The 17821-nt window shown below is 66.6% G+C and carries 16 protein-coding genes and 1 tRNA gene; 6 read left to right on the top strand and 11 right to left on the bottom strand.

The window, feature by feature from the left end; genetic code table 11:
• Positions 1 to 36 precede the first annotated feature (36 nt).
• Complete coding sequence (locus tag ACFTS5_RS32150) at positions 37 to 747, top strand: RDD family protein (RefSeq protein ID WP_378638544.1); 711 nt, start codon at positions 37 to 39, stop codon at positions 745 to 747.
• A gap of 69 nt (positions 748 to 816) precedes the next feature.
• Here ACFTS5_RS32150 and ACFTS5_RS32145 read toward each other — a convergent pair whose 3' ends face one another.
• A complete protein-coding gene (locus ACFTS5_RS32145) occupies positions 817 to 1410 on the bottom strand; it encodes a DUF4190 domain-containing protein (protein WP_378638542.1) in 594 nt (197 codons plus the stop codon).
• 115 nt (positions 1411 to 1525) lie between these two features.
• On the opposite strand from ACFTS5_RS32145, the gene ACFTS5_RS32140 reads away from it, so the two are divergent.
• On the top strand, positions 1526 to 2299 hold the full coding sequence (locus ACFTS5_RS32140) for a queuosine precursor transporter (RefSeq protein ID WP_378638539.1): 774 nt from the start codon (positions 1526 to 1528) through the stop codon (positions 2297 to 2299).
• Positions 2300 to 2335: 36 nt separating this feature from the next.
• On the opposite strand, the gene tgt is transcribed toward ACFTS5_RS32140, so the two are convergent.
• The 5 genes from tgt to ACFTS5_RS32115 all read right to left on the bottom strand — a co-directional run bounded on the left by tgt (position 2336) and on the right by ACFTS5_RS32115 (position 8485).
• Positions 2336 to 3589 (bottom strand): tRNA guanosine(34) transglycosylase Tgt, encoded by a 1254-nt coding sequence (tgt, locus tag ACFTS5_RS32135; protein WP_378638538.1) that lies wholly within the window; start codon positions 3587 to 3589, stop codon positions 2336 to 2338.
• A 20-nt stretch (positions 3590 to 3609) separates the two neighbouring features.
• A complete protein-coding gene (locus tag ACFTS5_RS32130) occupies positions 3610 to 5514 on the bottom strand; it encodes an ABC transporter ATP-binding protein (protein WP_378638536.1) in 1905 nt (634 codons plus the stop codon).
• Positions 5511 to 7244: an ABC transporter ATP-binding protein gene (locus tag ACFTS5_RS32125; protein ID WP_378638534.1), complete on the bottom strand. Its 1734-nt coding sequence runs from the start codon at positions 7242 to 7244 to the stop codon at positions 5511 to 5513. Before ACFTS5_RS32125 ends, ACFTS5_RS32130 begins: the two co-directional genes overlap by 4 nt.
• 84 nt (positions 7245 to 7328) lie before the next feature.
• Positions 7329 to 7805 carry an RrF2 family transcriptional regulator gene (locus ACFTS5_RS32120; RefSeq protein ID WP_378638533.1) on the bottom strand — a complete coding sequence of 159 codons (477 nt, stop codon included), beginning with the start codon at positions 7803 to 7805 and terminating at the stop codon, positions 7329 to 7331.
• An 83-nt stretch (positions 7806 to 7888) separates the two neighbouring features.
• Positions 7889 to 8485, bottom strand: a complete 597-nt coding sequence (locus ACFTS5_RS32115) for a TetR/AcrR family transcriptional regulator (protein ID WP_378638532.1) — start codon at positions 8483 to 8485, stop codon at positions 7889 to 7891.
• Between the two features lie 201 nt (positions 8486 to 8686).
• Between ACFTS5_RS32115 and ACFTS5_RS32110 the strand changes: the two genes are divergently transcribed.
• Together ACFTS5_RS32110 and ACFTS5_RS32105 are read left to right on the top strand one after the other, a co-directional pair.
• On the top strand, positions 8687 to 10981 hold the full coding sequence (locus tag ACFTS5_RS32110; RefSeq protein ID WP_378638531.1) for an MMPL family transporter: 2295 nt from the start codon (positions 8687 to 8689) through the stop codon (positions 10979 to 10981).
• A gap of 176 nt (positions 10982 to 11157) precedes the next feature.
• Positions 11158 to 13449 (top strand): MMPL family transporter, encoded by a 2292-nt coding sequence (locus tag ACFTS5_RS32105; protein WP_378638530.1) that lies wholly within the window; start codon positions 11158 to 11160, stop codon positions 13447 to 13449.
• A 40-nt stretch (positions 13450 to 13489) separates the two neighbouring features.
• On the opposite strand, the gene ACFTS5_RS32100 is transcribed toward ACFTS5_RS32105, so the two are convergent.
• Positions 13490 to 13738 (bottom strand): hypothetical protein, encoded by a 249-nt coding sequence (locus tag ACFTS5_RS32100; RefSeq protein ID WP_378638529.1) that lies wholly within the window; start codon positions 13736 to 13738, stop codon positions 13490 to 13492.
• 303 nt (positions 13739 to 14041) lie between these two features.
• Between ACFTS5_RS32100 and ACFTS5_RS32095 the strand changes: the two genes are divergently transcribed.
• On the top strand, positions 14042 to 15010 hold the full coding sequence (locus ACFTS5_RS32095; RefSeq protein ID WP_378638528.1) for a GlxA family transcriptional regulator: 969 nt from the start codon (positions 14042 to 14044) through the stop codon (positions 15008 to 15010).
• 16 nt (positions 15011 to 15026) lie between these two features.
• Here the strand turns inward: ACFTS5_RS32095 and ACFTS5_RS32090 are convergent.
• From ACFTS5_RS32090 to ACFTS5_RS32080, 3 genes are all read right to left on the bottom strand, one after another.
• Positions 15027 to 15117, bottom strand: a tRNA-Ser gene (locus tag ACFTS5_RS32090).
• A 46-nt stretch (positions 15118 to 15163) separates the two neighbouring features.
• Positions 15164 to 15598 carry a nucleoside deaminase gene (locus ACFTS5_RS32085; protein ID WP_378638685.1) on the bottom strand — a complete coding sequence of 145 codons (435 nt, stop codon included), beginning with the start codon at positions 15596 to 15598 and terminating at the stop codon, positions 15164 to 15166.
• Positions 15599 to 15609: 11 nt separating this feature from the next.
• The gene (locus ACFTS5_RS32080) at positions 15610 to 16149 is read right to left on the bottom strand and encodes a tRNA adenosine deaminase-associated protein (protein WP_378638527.1); all 540 of its coding nucleotides are present in this window, start codon (positions 16147 to 16149) and stop codon (positions 15610 to 15612) included.
• A gap of 58 nt (positions 16150 to 16207) precedes the next feature.
• On the opposite strand from ACFTS5_RS32080, the gene ACFTS5_RS32075 reads away from it, so the two are divergent.
• Complete coding sequence (locus tag ACFTS5_RS32075; protein WP_378638526.1) at positions 16208 to 17155, top strand: prephenate dehydrogenase; 948 nt, start codon at positions 16208 to 16210, stop codon at positions 17153 to 17155.
• 15 nt (positions 17156 to 17170) lie between these two features.
• On the opposite strand, the gene ACFTS5_RS32070 is transcribed toward ACFTS5_RS32075, so the two are convergent.
• Positions 17171 to 17788 (bottom strand): putative glycolipid-binding domain-containing protein, encoded by a 618-nt coding sequence (locus tag ACFTS5_RS32070; RefSeq protein WP_378638524.1) that lies wholly within the window; start codon positions 17786 to 17788, stop codon positions 17171 to 17173.
• Positions 17789 to 17821: the final 33 nt, after the last annotated feature.

The raw sequence follows: 17821 nt of genomic DNA, 5'->3' as shown, positions 1-17821 counted from the left end.
CGACCGATCTAGAAGATCAAAACGAGGACTGAGATTATGACCAGCGGTGGTTACGACCCCAACCAGTACCCGCAGGGCGGTCAGCCCGGCGGCTACGGCCAGGACCCCTACGGCCAGCAGCAGCCGCAGCCCGGCTACGGCCAGCAGCAGCCGTACGGCCAGCCCGGCCACGGCGGCGCACCCCAGCCCGGTTACGGCCAGCCGGACCCCTACGGCCAGCAGCAGCCGGCCTACGGGCAGGACCCGTACGGTCAGCAGCAGCCCTACCCGCAGCAGGGCCAGTACGGTCAGCAGCAGGGCTTCGGCGGGGTACAGGCCGCCGACCTGGGAATCCGCCTCGGTGCGCGCGCGATCGACGGTGCGATCGTCGGCATTCCGATGTTCTTCGTGAACATCGGGCTCAGCTTCGCTTTCATCGACAGCCCCTTCCTCGGCGGCATCGTTATCTGGCTCCTCGCCGGTATCGCGCTCGTCGGCTACAACGTCGGCCTCGAGGTGACGCAGGGCGCCACTCTCGGCAAGAAGCTGCTCGGCCTGCGCGTGCTCGCTCCCGGCGGTGCGCCGAAGCTCACCCCCGAGGCTTCGCTCAAGCGCAACATCTTCCTGGCGCCGATGGTGGTCTACTGCCTCGGCGGCCTGGTGACGACCGGCCTGGCGATCTACATCGCGGTCACCATCAGCAACGACCCGAACAAGCAGGGCTGGCACGACAAGTTCGCCGGCGGCACGCAGGTCGTCAAGGGCTGATCCCCCACACCTGACGAAAACAACAGGGGCGCTTCCGGAATCCGGAAGCGCCCCTGTTTCGTTGTGCGATCAGTAGGTCGTGGACGAGTCGAGTCCACCGGCGATGCCGAGCACCACGAAGAAGAGAATGTAGAGGACCCAGCCCACGATCGCGGCGACACCGATCCAGATGCCTGCCTGCGCCATGCCCTTACCCTCGCCGCCGCGCTCCTTGATCTGGTTGAGCGCCATCACGCCGAGGATGATGCCGACGATCGCGCCGACACCGCAGCTGCACAGACCGATCAGCGAGGAGACCAGCGCGCCGATCGCCAGACCGTTGGTGCCCTGCGGCTGCGGGTACTGCCCGTAGGGCTGGTACGCGCCCGCCGCCGGATAGCCGCCGTAGCCGGGCTGCTGCCCGTACGCGGGCGGCTGCTGCGGGTACTGCGGCTGATTGGGCTGCTGGTACTGCGGCTGCGACGGTGGCTGCTGCGGGTACTGCGGCTGCGAGGGGGGCGGCGCCGGCTGCTGGGGATACTGCGGCGACGACGGGTATTGGGAAGGCTGCGACGGCGGGGCGGTCGGATGCTGCGGCACCGAACCCGGCGCGCCGGACTCCGGGGACACGCCGGAGCCGCCGTACTGCTTCCACCACTCGTCGGAATCGCCGGGATTCGTCATTGCTACAGGGTATTCCATACGCGTCTGTTGAGCGCTGGCGCGCTCGAGGCGGGGCCCTTCGGGCCGCCCTTGATAGAGACACATCAGGTTTGGCGGACCTGGGAGAATATGGGCCGTGACTGATACGAATTCGCTCGACAAGCCCGCCGAATCTGGGCACCCCGCGCCGGAACATGCGGCATTCGCCCAGGTTGCGCGGGGGTTCTATCCGGTAATCGTCGCCCTGTTCACCGCGACGCTGATCATCTCCAACATCTGCGCCACCAAAGGTGTGGAGTTCTTCACCGACAGTTCGGTGATGCTGGGCCCGATCCAGATCCTGCCGATCGCGACCGACGGCGCCTTCTTCCTGTTCCCGCTGGCCTACATCCTCGGCGACGTGCTCAGCGAGGTCTACGGCTTCCGCGCCACCCGCCACGCCATCTACACCGGTTTCGCCGCGCTGCTGCTGACCGTCGCCTGCTTCGCCATCGCCATCCAGCTGCCCCCCGCGGGTTTCTATGAGAACCAGGAAGCCTTCCGCACGGTCCTCGGCACCACCCCCCAGCTGGTGCTCGCCGGTCTCGCCGGCTACTTCGTCGGTCAGCTGCTGAACTCGGCCACCCTGGTACTGATCAAGGAGCGCACCAAGGAAAAGCACCTGTGGGCTCGCCTGATCGGCTCCACCGTTGTCGGCGAGTTCGCCGACACCCTGATCTTCTGCTCGATCGCCGCTACCGCCATCGGCATCAACACCTGGCAGTCGTTCATCAACTACGTCATCGTCGGCTTCCTGTGGAAGACCCTGTGCGAGGTGCTCGTCATGCCGATCACCTACCGCGTCATCGCCGTCCTCAAGAAGACCGAACCGACCTACGCCCCGGCGAAGGTCGACGCACTGCACGACTAGCCCGCAGGACGGGCGGCGGATCGCAAGGTCCGCCGCCTACTCCCCCGGCACCTTGATCCGGCCCCGCCACTGACCAAGGAACTCCTTCTTGAACTCGTCGAAGTAGCCGCCCTCGATGCTGGCCCTGATCCGGTCGACGAGACGAATCGTGAAGCGCTCGTTGTGGATTGTGCACAGCGTCGCCGAGAGCATTTCCTTCGCCTTGAACAGGTGATGCAGGTAGGCGCGGGTGTAGTGGGCGCAGGTGTAGCAGTCGCAGTTCTCGTCGATCGGAGTGAAGTCGCGACGGAACCGGGCCGTATTGATGTTGAACCGCCCCTCGTCGACATAGATCGCGGCATTGCGCGCCACCCGGGAGGGATTGACGCAGTCGAACGTGTCCGCCCCGTTCTCGATCGCGGTGAACATGTCCTCCGGTTCGCTGATTCCCAGCATGTGGCGCGGTTTGGCCTCGGGCAGCTCATCACAGCACCACCCGACGATCGTGCCGAGATTGTGCTTCTCCAGCGCCCCGCCGATGCCGTACCCGTCGAATTCCGTTCCACCACTGCCCCGGATCGACTCCAGCTCGCGACAGGCCTTGCGCCGCAGGTCTTCGTACTGCGCACCCTGGATCACCGCGAACAGCGCCTGATACGGCCGATGACTGCGCACGGCGGTGAGCCGTTCGTGTTCGTCGATGCACCGCTGCGCCCACTCGTGCGTGCGCTGCAACGACTTCTCCTGATAGCCACGGGTATTCATCAAGGTGGTCAGCTCGTCGAAGGCGAACATGATGTCGGCCCCGAGTTCGTGCTGGATGCCCATCGACACCTCGGGTGTGAAGCGATGCTTGGAACCGTCCAGGTGCGAACGGAAGGTGACCCCGTCGTCATCGACGGTGGCCAGGCGCTCCTTGCCCGCCGCGATCACCTGATCGGACCGGATGTCGACAGCCTCCATCGCGAGGACCTTCTTGAACCCGACCCCCAGCGACATCACCTGGAACCCGCCGCTGTCGGTGAAGGTGGGCCCCGGCCAGTTCATGAACTTCCCGAGCCCACCCGCCTCGTCGACAATGTCGGCGCCGGGCTGCAAGTACAGGTGGTAGGCGTTGGCCAGCAGCGCCTGCGCCCCGATCTCGCGCATCGTCTCCGGCAGCACGGCCTTCACCGAAGCCTTCGTCCCCACCGGAATGAAAGCGGGCGTGGCGATCTGGCCGTGCGGGGTGGAGATCACCCCGGTCCGACCGTGCCTGCCCCCGTCCAGACGGGTGCCTACTTCGAAGGAGAACTCGCTGCTGTCGGCCACCGACCCATCGTGCCAGGGCCTTACTGAGCGGCCGCGAACTGGGCGTTGTACAGGTTGTAGTACGGCCCGCGCTCGGCGAGCAGCCGCTCGTGGGTGCCGTGTTCGACGATGCGGCCCTTGTCCATCACGACGATCAGATCCGCGTCGCGGATCGTCGAAAGCCGATGCGCGATCACGAAACTGGTGCGATCGCGGCGCAGGGCCGCGGTGGCGTGCTGGACCAGCGACTCGGTGCGGGTGTCGACCGAGCTGGTCGCCTCGTCCAGGATCAGGATCGACGGCTTGGCCAGGAACGCGCGGGCGATCGTGATGAGCTGCTTCTCGCCCGCGCTCACCCCACCACCCTCTTCGTCGATGACCGTGTCGTAGCCGTTGGGCAGCGAGTGCACGAACCGGTCGACGTAGGCCGCCCTGGCCGCAGCCTGGATGTCGGCTTCCGGCGCCGTCGGATTGCCGTAGGCGATGTTCTCGCGGATGGTGCCCTTGAACAGCCAGGTGTCCTGCAGCACCATGCCGATGCGCGAACGCAGGTGGTCGCGAGTGATGGTGGTGATGTCGACGTCGTCGATGGCGATGGTGCCCGCGTCGAGTTCGTAGAAGCGCATCAGCAGGTTCACCAGCGTGGTCTTGCCCGCGCCGGTCGGGCCCACGATGGCGACCACGTGGCCGGGATCGGCCACCAGCGAAAGCCGTTCGATGACAGGGGTTTCCGGGTCGTAGCCGAAGGACACCGCCTCGAACTCCACCCGCCCGCGATCCACCGGGCGCGCGATCTCCACCACCGGATCGGGGGACTGCTCCTCGGCGTCGAGGATCTCGAAGATCCGCTCCGCCGAGGCGACGCCGGACTGCAGCAGGTTCGCCATCGCGCCGATCTGGGTGAGCGGCTGGCTGAACTGGCGCGAGTACTGGATGAACGCCTGTACGTCACCGAGCGACAGATTGCCGGTGGCCACCCGCAGCCCGCCGACCAGTGCGATGAACACGAAGTTCACGTTCCCGAGGAACATGATGGCGGGCATGATCAGGCCGGAGATGAACTGTGCCTTGAAGCTCGCGTCGTAGAGCTTGTCGTTGCGCTTGTCGAACTCCTCGCCGACCTCGCGACCTCGGCCGAACGCGGTGATGATCTCGTGGCCGGTGTAGGCCTCTTCTACCGAGGAGTTCACCTCGCCCGTGAATTTCCACTGGTTGACGAAGTGCGGCTTGGACCGCTTGGCGATCTGCGCGGTGACCACGATCGCGGCGGGCACCGTGAGCAGCGCGATCAGCGCCAGCAACGGCGAGATCCAGAACATCATGATCAGGATGCCGACCACGGTGAACAGCGAGACCAGCAGCTGGCTCATCGTCTGCTGCAGGCTCTGCGAGACATTGTCGACGTCGTTGGTGACGCGGCTGAGCACGTCACCGCGCGGCGCGGTGTCGAAGTAGCGCAGCGGCAGCCGGTGCAGCTTCTGCTCCACCTCGTCGCGCAGCCGCTTCACGGTGCGGTTGATGGCGATATTGAGCAGATAACCCTGCAGCCAGCCGAAGATCGCGGCGGCCACGTACAGCGCCAGCACGAGCATCAGCACGCGGCCGACGGCGTCGAAGTCGATGCCGGTACCCGGGATAACGTTCATCGCCGAGAGCATGTCGGCGCGGGTGGTCTCGCCTTGGCTGCGCAGCAGCTCGACGGTCTGGTCCTTGGTGAGCCCTGGTTCGAGCTGCTTGCCGACGAAGCCGTCGAACACCAGGTTCGTCGCCTTGCCGAGCAGGTACGGGCCGAGCGTATTGAGTACCACGGAGGTGATCACCAGCGCGACGATCAGGCCGACGGTGAACTTCTCGGGAGCCAGCCTGCTCAGTAGTCGCTTCAGCGACGGCTTGAACGACTTGGCCTTCGTTCCCGGCGCTCCGGGAACGGGTCCACCTGGCCTCATCGGGCTTCCTCCACGCTCAGCTGGGACTCGACGATCTCGCGGTACTCCGAGCAGCGCTGCATCAATTGGTCATGGGTTCCGATGCCAGCCATCGCACCGTCTTCGAGGACGACGATCTGGTCGGCGTCGCGAATCGTCTGGATCCGCTGGGCCACGATGATCACCGACGCGTCGGCGGTCTCGGGCTTCAGCGCGGCACGCAGCCGGGCGTCGGTGGCGACATCGAGCGCGGAGAACGAATCGTCGAACAGGAAGATCCGTGGCCTGCGCACCAGCGCGCGGGCGATACACAGCCGCTGGCGCTGACCGCCCGACACCGTGGTGCCGCCCTGGGCCACCGGAGTATCGAGACCCTGTGGCATCTCCCGCACGAAATCGGCCGCCTGGGCGACCTCGAGCGCATGCCAGAGTTCGTCGTCGGTGGCGTCGGGCTTGCCGTAGCGCAGGTTGGTCGCGATGGTGCCGGAGAACAGATAGGCCTTCTGCGGCACCAATCCGATCCCGCTGCGCAGGAGTTCGAGGTCGAGGTGGCGCACATCGGTGCCGCCGACGTAGACCGCGCCGTCGGTGACGTCGATCAGGCGCGGGATCAGGTTGATCAGCGTGGTCTTGCCCGCGCCGGTGGAACCGACGACGGCAGTGGTGGTACCGGGCGACACCTGAAAACGGATACCGCGCAACACCGGCTTCTCCGCGCCGGGGTAGGCGAATTCCGCGAACTGCAGGTCGACCGTGGCCTGGTCGCCCTTGAACGACTGCGGCAACCGCGGCGGGCGCACCGAGGACTCGGTCTCGAGCACCGCGCCGATCCGATCGGCGGACACGGCCGCACGCGGAGCCATCATCGCCAGGAACGAGGCCATCATGACGGCCATCAGGATCTGCATGACGTAGGACAGCATCGCGGTGAGCGAGCCGATCTGCATCGTGCCGTTGTCCACATGGTGACCGCCGAACCAGATCACGCCGACAGCGGTCAGATTGCTGATCAACATCACGGTCGGGAACATCAGTGCCATCAGCTTGCCGACGCGCAGCGACGCGTCGGTGAGCGCGGTGTTGGCCATCCCGAAGCGCCAGATCTCCTGCCGCTCACGCACGAACGCGCGGACCACCCTGATACCGGTGATCTGCTCGCGCAGCACCCGGTTGACTGCGTCGATGCGTTCCTGCATCTGCCGGAACCCCGGCACCATCCTGGCCACGATCGTGCCCATGGAGAGGGCGAGGGCGGGCACCGCGATCAGCAGCAACCACGAGAGCCCGAGATCCTCGCGCAGCGCCATGATGACGCCACCGACGCACATGATCGGCGCCATCACCAGGATCGTCACCGACATCACGATGAGCAGCTGGACCTGCTGAATATCGTTGGTCGAGCGGGTGATCAGCGACGGCGCGCCGAACATCCCCACCTCTCTGGCCGAGAACGTCTCCACCCGGTGCAGCACGCCACCGCGCATGTCGCGACCGGCGCCCATCGCCGCCTGCGCGCCGAAGTACACCGACGCGGCCGAGGCCACGATCTGCACACAGCTCACCGCGAGCATCCACAGACCGGTGGTCCAGATGAAACCGATGTCACCCTTGGTGACACCGTCGTCGATCAGATCGGCATTGAGACTGGGCAGGTAGAGCATCGCGATAACCGAGATCAGCTGGAGTACGAGGACACCCGCCAGCTGGGCGCGGTACGGGGCCAGGTAGGTCCGCAGCAGGGTGATCAACATGATGGTCGAAGGCTACAGCGCGCGGGTGAGCAGCGCCGAGCGCTTTTACCTGCCCTGTGGACAACTCTCAGCCTGTGGATAACTTCATGTGCCTGCGGGTGTACGCGGCTCGCGACGCGCCCAGGCGCCGGGGTCGGCGACCAGTTCACCGATGAAACCGGGCAGCCGGTCGGTGGCGACGTCGGCGATGGAGACGTTCTCCAGCACGGCGCGAATATTGACCCGCAGCGCGATCCATACCTGCTGCAGCGGTTCCGCCGCGCCCGGATACCGCACATCTTCGGGCCGCTGCCCGCGCACCGACGCCAGCGGCGACTCCACGGCGCGGATCACATCGGCCACCGAGATCTCGGTGGCGGGCCTGCCGAGGCGATACCCGCCGTCGGGACCGCGCCTGCTCAGCACGAGGTCGGCGCGACGCAGTTCGGCCAGCACCGTTTCCAGCACCTTCGGTGGGATCTGTGCGGCGGCGGCGATGGCCTCGGACTTGACGACTCCGTCGGCCGCGGCGAGCTCGAGCAGCGTTCGCACCGCGTAATCGACCCTGGCGGTGATATGCACGGTGTCGAACTTACGCGGTGCTCCTGGCGTGAGCGGTCAGCGGCCGGAGGCGGTAGCGAAGCGTCACCACGCGGGCCGCCCGCTCACGCCGGATTGACACAGCCGGTCAGTACGCAGGTTGCCGCGTCGAGGAGGGTTTTCTCGACCATCTCGTCGGTGGCGCCCGGTGCCAGCTCCGAGGACAGCAGCGCCACTCCGAGCACCTCGATGGCGGCGGCGGCACGCAGCATCGAGTTCTGGGTCGGACCGGGCCCGGCCAGCCACAGCCGCAGCTCACGGGTGGGTTCCATCAGGTCGGGGTAGCGATCGGCGATGGCGTTGACGATGGCCGCGGTGTCGCGCACGCACAGCGCGCCCGCGTCACGATGGCGGATCATGCCGCGCAGGTAGGTGCGCAGGACCGCGCGAATGCCCTCGTCGTTGTAGGGAACGGCCTCGATGTCCTCGACGATGTCGCGCATGTGATCGATGATCGGATCGATGATCGCCAGAAGCAGATCGAGCTTCGACGCGTAGTGGTAATAGAGCGAAGCCTTCGTGATTCCCACCACATCCGCCACCTCGCGCAGGCTCGTCTGTTCGAAACCCTTGGCGGCGAACAGCTGTACCGCGGCGTCGCGGATCGCCTGTTTTGTACCCCCACCTGCGGTGACGGTGTCGGCGATGTCTCGGGCGGGCATGGCGGCAATCCTCCCATGATTCGGTGTGACGGATCCGGCTCCCCCAATATTGAGGTTGCTCCTCCACTTATCCACTAGGTAGTCTACCTACCGCACGGTAGGCAGAAAACGATGTTGTGGAGGCGGGTCCCGCAGGGGTGGCCCGCGAGTGCTGTCTACGAGCCATGCCACCCACCCGTTCTTCGCGCTAGGAGCACACGCGTGTCCGTATACCTGTACAGATGGGGAAAGTTCGCTTTCCGCCGTAAATGGATTGTCCTGCCGGTCTGGCTACTGCTGTTCGTGCTGCTCGGCGGCCTCGGCGCCACCCTGAGCAAGCCGATGTCCAACGACTTCAGCATGCCCGAGCTCCCGTCGGCCCGCGCCAACGAGATCCTCGACAAGCACTTCGAAGGCATGTCGGAGCAGTTCTCGATGGATGCCGTCACCGGCACCTACGTGATCGGCGCGCCGGAGGGGCAGAAACTCACCGACCCGGCCAACCGGGCCGCGATCGACGCGTTCATCGCCAAGCTCAACGACCTGTCGATCGTCGATCACGAGAAGAAGCTGGCCAGCCCGGTCGCGGCCACCGAGGAGATGGGCTGCCTCGCCGCCCCTGACCCGTCGAAGTGTTCGTCGGCCCCGCTCAATGTGCTGAGCGAGACCGTACCCGGCACCGTCGGCGTGCTCAGCGTCCCGTTCACCATCAAGGCCGTCACCGACGTGACCGACGCCGAGCGCGATGCCGCCTTCGAGGTCGGCGCCGAAGCCCGCAACGCCGGGCTGACCGTCGAACTCAGCGGCTCGATCGCGATGAAGCAGGAACAGCCCAGCGGCAAGTCCGAACTGATCGGCATGGGTGTCGCGCTGATCGTGATGGTGGTGGCCTTCGGCGCCATCGTCGCCGCGGTCGTGCCCATCATCACCGCCATCGTCGGCCTCGGCGCGGCGACCTCGCTGATCATGCTCGGTACCTCGGTGATGGAGGTGCCCGGCTTCACCACCTTCCTGGCCTCGATGATCGGTATCGCGCTGTCGATCGACTACGCGCTGTTCATCGTCTCCCGGTACAAACACGAACTGGCCGTGCGTGATTCGGCCGAAGAAGCCGCTGGTACCGCGCTCGGTACCGCCGGTTCGGCCGTGGTGTTCGCCGGTCTCACCGTGATCATCGCGCTCGGCGCGCTCGGCATCGTCGGCGTGGAGTTCCTGACCTTCATGGGTCTGGGTGGCGCCATCGCCGCCGCGTTCGCCGTGCTCACCGCCGTCACCTTGATGCCGGCGCTGATGGGCGCCTTCGGCAAGTCGCTGTTCAAGCCGAAGCTGCCGATCGTGGCGCAGCACGATCCGGACGACGACACCTCGGTCACCAACGGCCAGCGTTTCGCCAAGGTGATCGCCAAGGCTCCGTGGGTCGCGCTGATCCTGTCGGTGATCGTGCTCGGTGCGCTCGCCGCGCCCGCCGCCGGCCTGAACCTCGGCCTGCCCGGTGACGACAGCATGCCGAAGACCTCCACCATCCGTAAGGCCTACGACCTGCGGACCGAAGGCTTCGGCGAGGGCAGCAACGGTGTACTCATGGTCGCCGCTGACCTGAGCGCGACGCCCGAGGGTGAGCGCGAGGCCGCCGTCGGCGCGCTGCGCGCCAAGCTCGAGTCCTACGAGGGCATGGATTACGTCACCGAGCCGATGTGGAGCAAGGACAACCAGGGCGCCATGCTCAACGGTGTCCCGAAGTCCGGTCCGAACAACCAGGACACCAAGGATCTGGTCGCCGAAGCACGTGGCGCGGAAGCGGATCTGAACGCGCAGTACGGCATGGAGTACGGCATCACCGGCACCACCGCCATCTACGCCGATGTCGACCATGTACTGCTCAGCAAGATCCTGCCGTACCTGGCGATCGTGGCCGGTGCCGCGTTCATCCTGCTGATCCTGGTGTTCCGCTCGATCCTGGTCCCGCTCACCGCCGCGCTCGGCTTCCTGCTGTCGATGGGCGCCACCTTCGGCGCGACCGTGCTGATCTTCCAGCAGGGCAAGTTCGGCCTGATCGAGGATCCGCAGCCGCTGGTGAGCTTCCTGCCGATCATGTTGATCGGCTTGGTGTTCGGCTTGGCCATGGACTACCAGGTGTTCCTGGTGACCCGGATGCGCGAGGAATTCGTGCACGGCAAGTCGCCCAAGGACGCGATGGTCGCCGGTTACCACCACGGTGCCCGCGTGGTGACCTCGGCCGCGATCATCATGATCTCGGTGTTCGGCTCCTTCATCCTGGAGACCGACGTCACCGCCAAGTCGTTCGGTTTCGCGCTGGCCGCCGGTGTGGCGATCGACGCGTTCATCGTTCGCATGGTCGTGGTGCCCGCGCTGCTGGTGATCATGGGCAAGTGGGCGTGGTGGATGCCGAAGTGGCTCGACCGCGTCGTGCCCGATATCGACGTCGAGGGTGCGAAGCTCGAGCAGCTGCGTACCGAGAACGTCGAAACGGTGAAGCACCCGGTTTCGGTCGGCTGACCCGCGACCTCCAGCACGGCCCCGCAATCCGCTACCGGATTGCGGGGCCGTTCGTTTTCGGCATCCGCGCTGCACCGGTGCTTGATATCGCCGTTGCTGGGCACCAGACTCAGGGCTAGTTCGACCCGGCTACACCTCCGATCCGCGCTCCGCACCGATCCACGAGGAGAAGAACCGTGTCCATCTATCTCTACCGGTGGGGCAAGCTGGCCTTTCGCCGCAAATGGATTGTGCTGCCCGTCTGGTTGCTGCTCTTCATGGTGCTCGCGGGGCTGGGATCCTCGTTGCAGAAGCCGATGACCGACGACTTCAGCATGCCGAACCTGCCCTCGGAACGGGCCACCGAAATCCTCGACAAGCACTTCCCCGGTATGTCGGAGGCGTTCGCGTTCGACGCGGTGACCGGCACCTATGTCGTGGGAGCGCCCGCGGGCCAGAAGCTCACCGACCCGGCCAACCGCGCCGCGATCGATGACCTGATCAGCAAGCTCGAGCAGCTCGACATCGTCGACCATGCCGAACCGATCGTGAATCCGATTACCGCGACCGAGAAAATGGGTTGTCTCACCGGGCAACCCGATCCGTCGACATGCAGTGGCGCGCCCCTGAATGTGCTGAACGAGACCGCACCCGAGACCGTCGCGTACTTCAGCGTCCCGTTCGCGATCAAGGATTTCGCCGACATCACCGCCGACGAACGCGAGGCCGCCTACAACGCCGGCGACTCCGCCCGCGCGGCCGGGCTGACGGTCGAGATCAGCGGCACCATCGCGATGGAACAGGAGATGCCGAGCGGCAAGTCCGAGATGATCGGTATGGCCGTGGCATTGGTGGTGATGATCGTGGCGTTCGGCGCCATCGTCGCCGCGTTCGTGCCGATCATCACCGCGATCGTCGGCCTCGGCGCGGCGACCTCGCTGATCTTCCTGTCGACCTCGGTGCTGTCGGTGCCGAGCTTCACTACGTTCCTGGCCTCGATGATCGGCATCGCGCTCTCCATCGACTACGCGCTGTTCATCGTCTCGCGCTACAAACATGAACTGGCGGTGCAGGATTCCGCCGAGGAGGCGGCCGGTACCGCGTTGGGCACGGCGGGCTCGGCGGTGGTGTTCGCCGGGCTCACCGTGATCATCGCGCTGGTCGGGCTGAGCATCGTCGGGGTCAGGTTCCTGACGTTCATGGGTCTGGGTGGCGCCATCGCGGCGGCGTTCGCCGTGCTCACCGCCATCACCCTGATGCCCGCGCTGCTCGGCGCCTTCGGCAAGGCGCTGTTCAAGCCGAAGCTGCCGCTGATCGCCCAGCACGATCCCGAGGACGACAGTGTCGTCACCAACGGCACCCGGGTGGCCAGGGTGATCGCCAAGTTCCCCGCGGTCACGATGATCCTGGCCATCGTGGTGCTCGGCCTGCTCGCCGCACCGGCACTGAACCTGAACCTCGGCCTGCCGGGCGAGGACAGCCTGCCCAAGTCGACCACCGTCCGTAAGGCCTACGACCTGCGCACCGAAGGCTTCGGCGAGGGCAGCAACGGTGTCCTGCAGGTGGCCGTCGACCTCAGCGACACCCCCGCCGACCAGCGGCAGGCGGCGCTGAATGCCTTGCGCGACAAGCTGCAGTCCTACCCCGACATGGATCTGGTCACCGAGCCGCAGATGAGCAAGGACGGCGCGGGCGCCCTGATCAACGGCATACCCAAGACCGGGCCCAACGCGCAGTCGACGAAGGATCTGGTGCAGTCGGCGCGCGCTGCGGAATCCGATCTGAACGAGCAGTACAAGATGTCGTACGGCATCACCGGAACCACCGCCATCTACGCCGACATCGACCATGTCCTGTTGAGCAAGATCGTGCCGTACATGGCGATCGTGGCCGGCGCGGCGTTCATCCTGCTGATCCTGGTGTTCCGGTCCATCCTGGTCCCGCTCACCGCCGCGCTCGGCTTCCTGCTGTCGATGGGAGCCACCTTCGGCGCGACCGTGCTGATCTTCCAGGAGGGCGAACTCGGGCTGATCAAGGATCCCCATCCACTGGTGAGCTTCCTGCCGATCATGTTGATCGGCTTGGTGTTCGGCTTGGCCATGGACTACCAGGTGTTCCTGGTAACCCGGATGCGCGAGGAATACGTGCACGGCGCCGACCCCACCGAGGCCGTGATCAAGGGGTATCACCACGGAGCGCGCGTGGTGACCTCCGCGGCGATCATCATGATCTCGGTGTTCGGTTCGTTCCTGCTGGAATCCGATGTCACCGCCAAGTCGATGGGCTTCGCGCTGGCTGCGGGCGTGGCCCTGGACGCGTTCGTCGTCCGGATGGTGCTGATTCCCGCTTTGCTTGTGCTGCTGGGCAAGTGGGCGTGGTGGATGCCGAAGTGGCTGGACCGGATCGTGCCCGATATCGACATCGAGGGCTCGCGGCTGCGCGAGGTCCAGGCCGAACAGCGGCAGGTCGTGCCGCTACCGCAAGGCTGAGCGCCGACGGCCGGGGAACTCTGGTTTCCCGGCCGTTTCGCTACTGACTCGGTTGCGGCACTTGGCATTCGGTGACGCGCGGATTGAGCCCGATGTAGTTCGCGGGCCCCGCCGCGGCGGTGACCGCGATGGTCGCCCAGTCCGAACACTGCTTGGGCAGGTGCGCGAAGTGGTGGCGCTGGCCTGCCGCGAGCAACCCGACAGCGACCCAGCCGAGCACGATGAGAACCAGAAGTTTTCCCCCGAGCCCGATCCCGGACTTCGCGGGTGGCGGCTGTCGCCCGCGCATAATCATCGTTCCTTCCCGGATTCGGTGTAACCCAGTCTATTACGCGAGGAATACACCGCAGGTCGGACGAGGTGAATACCCGACGACAGATCTTGCCGTTACCGGGTGGCCCGCGCTCCCCCGCACCGCGGCTTCCGGCTTTCGGGCCGAGCCGCGACAGGTGGGCGGATGCCGTGCCGGATCGCGTTCGCGGTGTGGATTCCGATGGCGAAGTCCTTCAGTTGCTTCAACATATCTCCATGGTCGGACTTCCGTGTCATCGGGAGAAGTGGCGTAGAAGACGACTATCGCTAAGATTTAGACATGAGGTCTGTCTCCGTGCTGGCGTACGACGGGATGACGGCGTTCGAAACCGGCATCGTCATCGAGGTCTTCGGCCTGACCTGGCCCGATATCGACCAGCCCTGGTACGACCTGAAGATCTGCACCGAAACCCCCGAACCCGTCCGCGTGATCGGCGGCGCGACCATGACCAGCCCCTATGGTCTCGCGGAATTCGCCGCCGCCGACACGGTCGTGGTCCCGAGCGTCGCCGACCCACGCGCGCGAACCTCACCGGAGTTGATCGACGCGCTGCGCCGGGCGCACAGCAACGGCTCCCGGATCGTGTCGATCTGCTCCGGCGCGTTCGCTCTCGCCGCCGCGGGCCTGCTCGACGGCCGCCGGGCCACCACTCACTGGCGATACGCCGACCTGTTGCGCGAGCGCTACCCACTGGTCGAGGTCGACCCCGAACCCCTCTACACCGACGAAGGCGACATCCTGACCAGCGCGGGCTGCGCCGCCGGGCTGGACCTGGCGCTACACCTGGTTCGCCACGACCTCGGCGCGTCCGTCGCCAACGCCGTCGCCCGCCGCCTCGTCATCCAGCCCCACCGCGCGGGCGGCCAAGCTCAATACATCGAATCGCCCATGCCCCCCGAACCCCTCGACGCCCCCATCGCCCGCAGCCTCTCCTGGGCACTCGAACACCTCGCCGACCCGATCGGCGTACCCGATCTGGCCCGGGTCGCGGGCCTCTCACCGCGCACCTACCTGCGCCATTTCGTCCGGGAAACCGGGGCGACACCGAGCAAATGGCTGATCGCCCAGCGGATTCAGGCGGCACTGGCCATGCTCGAGACCGGCGACGCACCCATCGAGGAAATCGCGACCGCGGCCGGTTTCGCCACCCCGGTTACCTTCCGGCACCATTTCACGCGAGCCGTGCGGACCTCACCGTCGTCGTACCGGCGCGCGTTTCGGACAAGAAAAAGCCCCCCACCTGCGTGAACAAGTGAGGGGCTCTTGGCGGTGGCGGAGGGATTTGAACCCTCGGAGGGGGGTTACCCCTCACACGCTTTCGAGGCGTGCTCCTTAGGCCGCTCGGACACGCCACCGCCGACTACGGTACCGGAGTGGGTGCGAGATTGTTAAATCGGCTGGTCAGCGTTGGTTTTTGAAGAAGGTGTCGAGGAGGGCGACGCAGTCCGGTTCGAGGATGCCGCCGCGGACTTCGGGGCGGTGGTTGAGGCGGCGATCGCGGACGACGTCCCAGAGCGAGCCGACGGCACCGGTTTTGGGTTCCCAGGCGCCGAACACGACCTTGCCGATTCGCGCCAGGACCAGGGCGCCCGCGCACATCGTGCACGGCTCGAGGGTGACCGCGAGGGTCGCGCCTTCGAGTCGCCAGCCGTCGCCGTGGACTGCCGCGGCCGCGCGCAACGCCAGGACTTCGGCATGCGCGGTGGGGTCGCCGAGTGCTTCACGCGCGTTGGTGGCGCGGGCCAGTTCACGGCCTTGCGCGTCGAAGACGACGGCGCCGACCGGCACATCGCGCGGGTCGGCGTCGGCTGCGGCCGCCAGGGCGGCGCGCATCATCTCCTCGTCGGTCACCTCGGCATTTTGTCCAGGACCGCGGCGAATTCGTCGGCGAAACCGAGCCGCTGGGCGATCATGCCGAGCTGCTCGTCGGGGTAGAGGTCGGTGTCGGCGATGATCACGCTGAGAACCGGTTCGGGCAGGCCCAGGTCGGCCAGGACGCCCAGGTCGCCCTCTTCCCACGGTTCGACGTCGTCGAGATCGTCGGGGTCGATGTCGGGGATCTCGACATTGAGCGCGTCGAGGACGTCGGCGGCGATGTCGTAGTCGATCGCCGCGGTGGCGTCGGAGACGAGCAGCCGGGTGCCGCTCGGCGCGGGACGCAACACGATGAAGAACTCGTCGTCGACGTCGATCAGGCCGAACACCGCACCTGAGCTGCGCAAAGCCTTCAGTTCGGTCTCGGCGGCCGACAGATCGTGCAGGGCATCGGAGCTGAGCGGGCTGACCCGCCATGTACCTTCTTCGCGGACCACGGCCACTGCGAACCCTTCGACGTCGAAGTCGTCATCCGACGTCGCCCTGTTCGTGCCCGAGCGCTGTGCTGCCATGGACCAAACGGTAGTCTGTCCCACCCCTAATGATGAACTCGTGTGCCAATCTGTTCCGATGAGCATCGACGAGCGTGGGGCTGTGTGTGTCCTCGGGACCGGCCTGATCGGCGGTTCACTGCTGCGCGCCGCCGTCGCGGCGGGGTATCGGGCATTCGGCTACAACCGCTCCGAATCCGGCGTCTCCGCGGCGTGCCAGGACGGTTACGAGGTGTCCGGCGACCTGTCCGCGGTGCTCGTGCGGGCTGCCGAGCTGGACGCGCTGCTGGTGATCGCGGTGCCGATGCCCGCGGTCGAACACCTGCTGGCCGACATCGCCGCGCTCGCGCCCCGGTGCCCGCTGACCGATGTGGTGAGCGTGAAGGGGCCGGTGCTGGACGCGGTGCGCAAGCACGGACTAGAGGCTCTGTACGTTGGCGGGCATCCGATGACAGGAACATCCCACTCTGGTTGGGCTGCCACTGATTCCGGCCTCTTCCAGGGTGCGGTGTGGGCGGTCGGAGTGGACGAGGGAACACGGGTGGATCCGTGGTCGCGGGTGGTGCGGCTCGCGCTGGACTGTGGTTCGGTGGTGGTTCCGGTGCTCGCCGAGGAGCACGATCGAGCTGTCGCGCGGATCTCGCACCTGCCGCATGTGCTGGCCGAAGCGCTGGCCGCGGCGGGGGCCGCGGGTGGGAAGCTGGCGCTCGGCCTGGCGGCGGGCTCGTTCCGAGACGGAACCCGCGTCGCGGGCACCGCGCCCGACCTCGTGCGCGCCATCTGCGAGCCGAACGCGGTCGCGCTGGAACGGGTGCTCGACGAGGCCATCGAGACACTCGTCACTGCCCGCGATTCCCTGCGCGCGGACAGCCGTCTCGGCGAACTCGTCGAGACGGGTTTCCGTGGCCGCACCGCCTACGACGACCGCACGACCTGGGACATCACCGGCATCACTCCCGGCGCCGGCGACTGGCTCGGTGAGCTTCACCGCGCCGGTCGTGACGGTGGGGTGCTCCGCGCGCTCTGACTACTTCTCGCGAGATCAGGCGCGTTCGGCCAGTCCCGGGTAGTCGAGGACGAAGCCTTCCGGATCGACCGTCAAGGTGGCGCTCGAGACCGGCGAGAGGACGTTGATCCCGTCGGACGCGCTCGAGTAGGTGAGCTCGGCCTCCTGCACCAGCAGATCGGGTAGTCGCACGTAGACGACGGGGACCTGGACGTCGCCGACGGCGTTCTGCAGGCCGAACCGGCGGATCGGCAGGGTGTTGAAGAACGGGCTCAGCACCACGTCGACGTCGAGGGCGCCGCCGAAGGTGGAGCGCACGTGGGTGCCGCCCGCGTCGACGAGCCAGTAGTTCTCTTCGTCGCGCGAGATCGAGGCGTGGCGTTCACCGGCCGCCGTGGTGGTGCGCAGCGACAGCCGTCGCGTCGCGCCCGCTTCGTCGGTGACCAGGTCGTACGACGCGCTGAACGCCGGGTGCTCATCGCCGGCGCAGCCGATCATCCGGCCCGCCGCCCTGATCCGATTGCCGTTCACCGTCACCCGCACCGATTCCATGCGGGTGTTGTCGTGGGCACGCCAGGTGAGCACCGCAGGCCACCGGGAGGCAGGTCTGATCTCGGTGGGGCCGTCGGCCGGGCCCGGGGCTGGGGTCGTCACCTCTCTACGGTAAGCGACACCAGCCCCGGCGCC

The sequence above is a fragment of the Nocardia sp. NPDC056952 genome, assembly GCF_042674185.1.
In the GTDB taxonomy this organism is placed as follows: Bacteria; Actinomycetota; Actinomycetes; order Mycobacteriales; family Mycobacteriaceae; genus Nocardia.
This window is presented reverse-complemented; position numbering and strand designations above follow the sequence as displayed.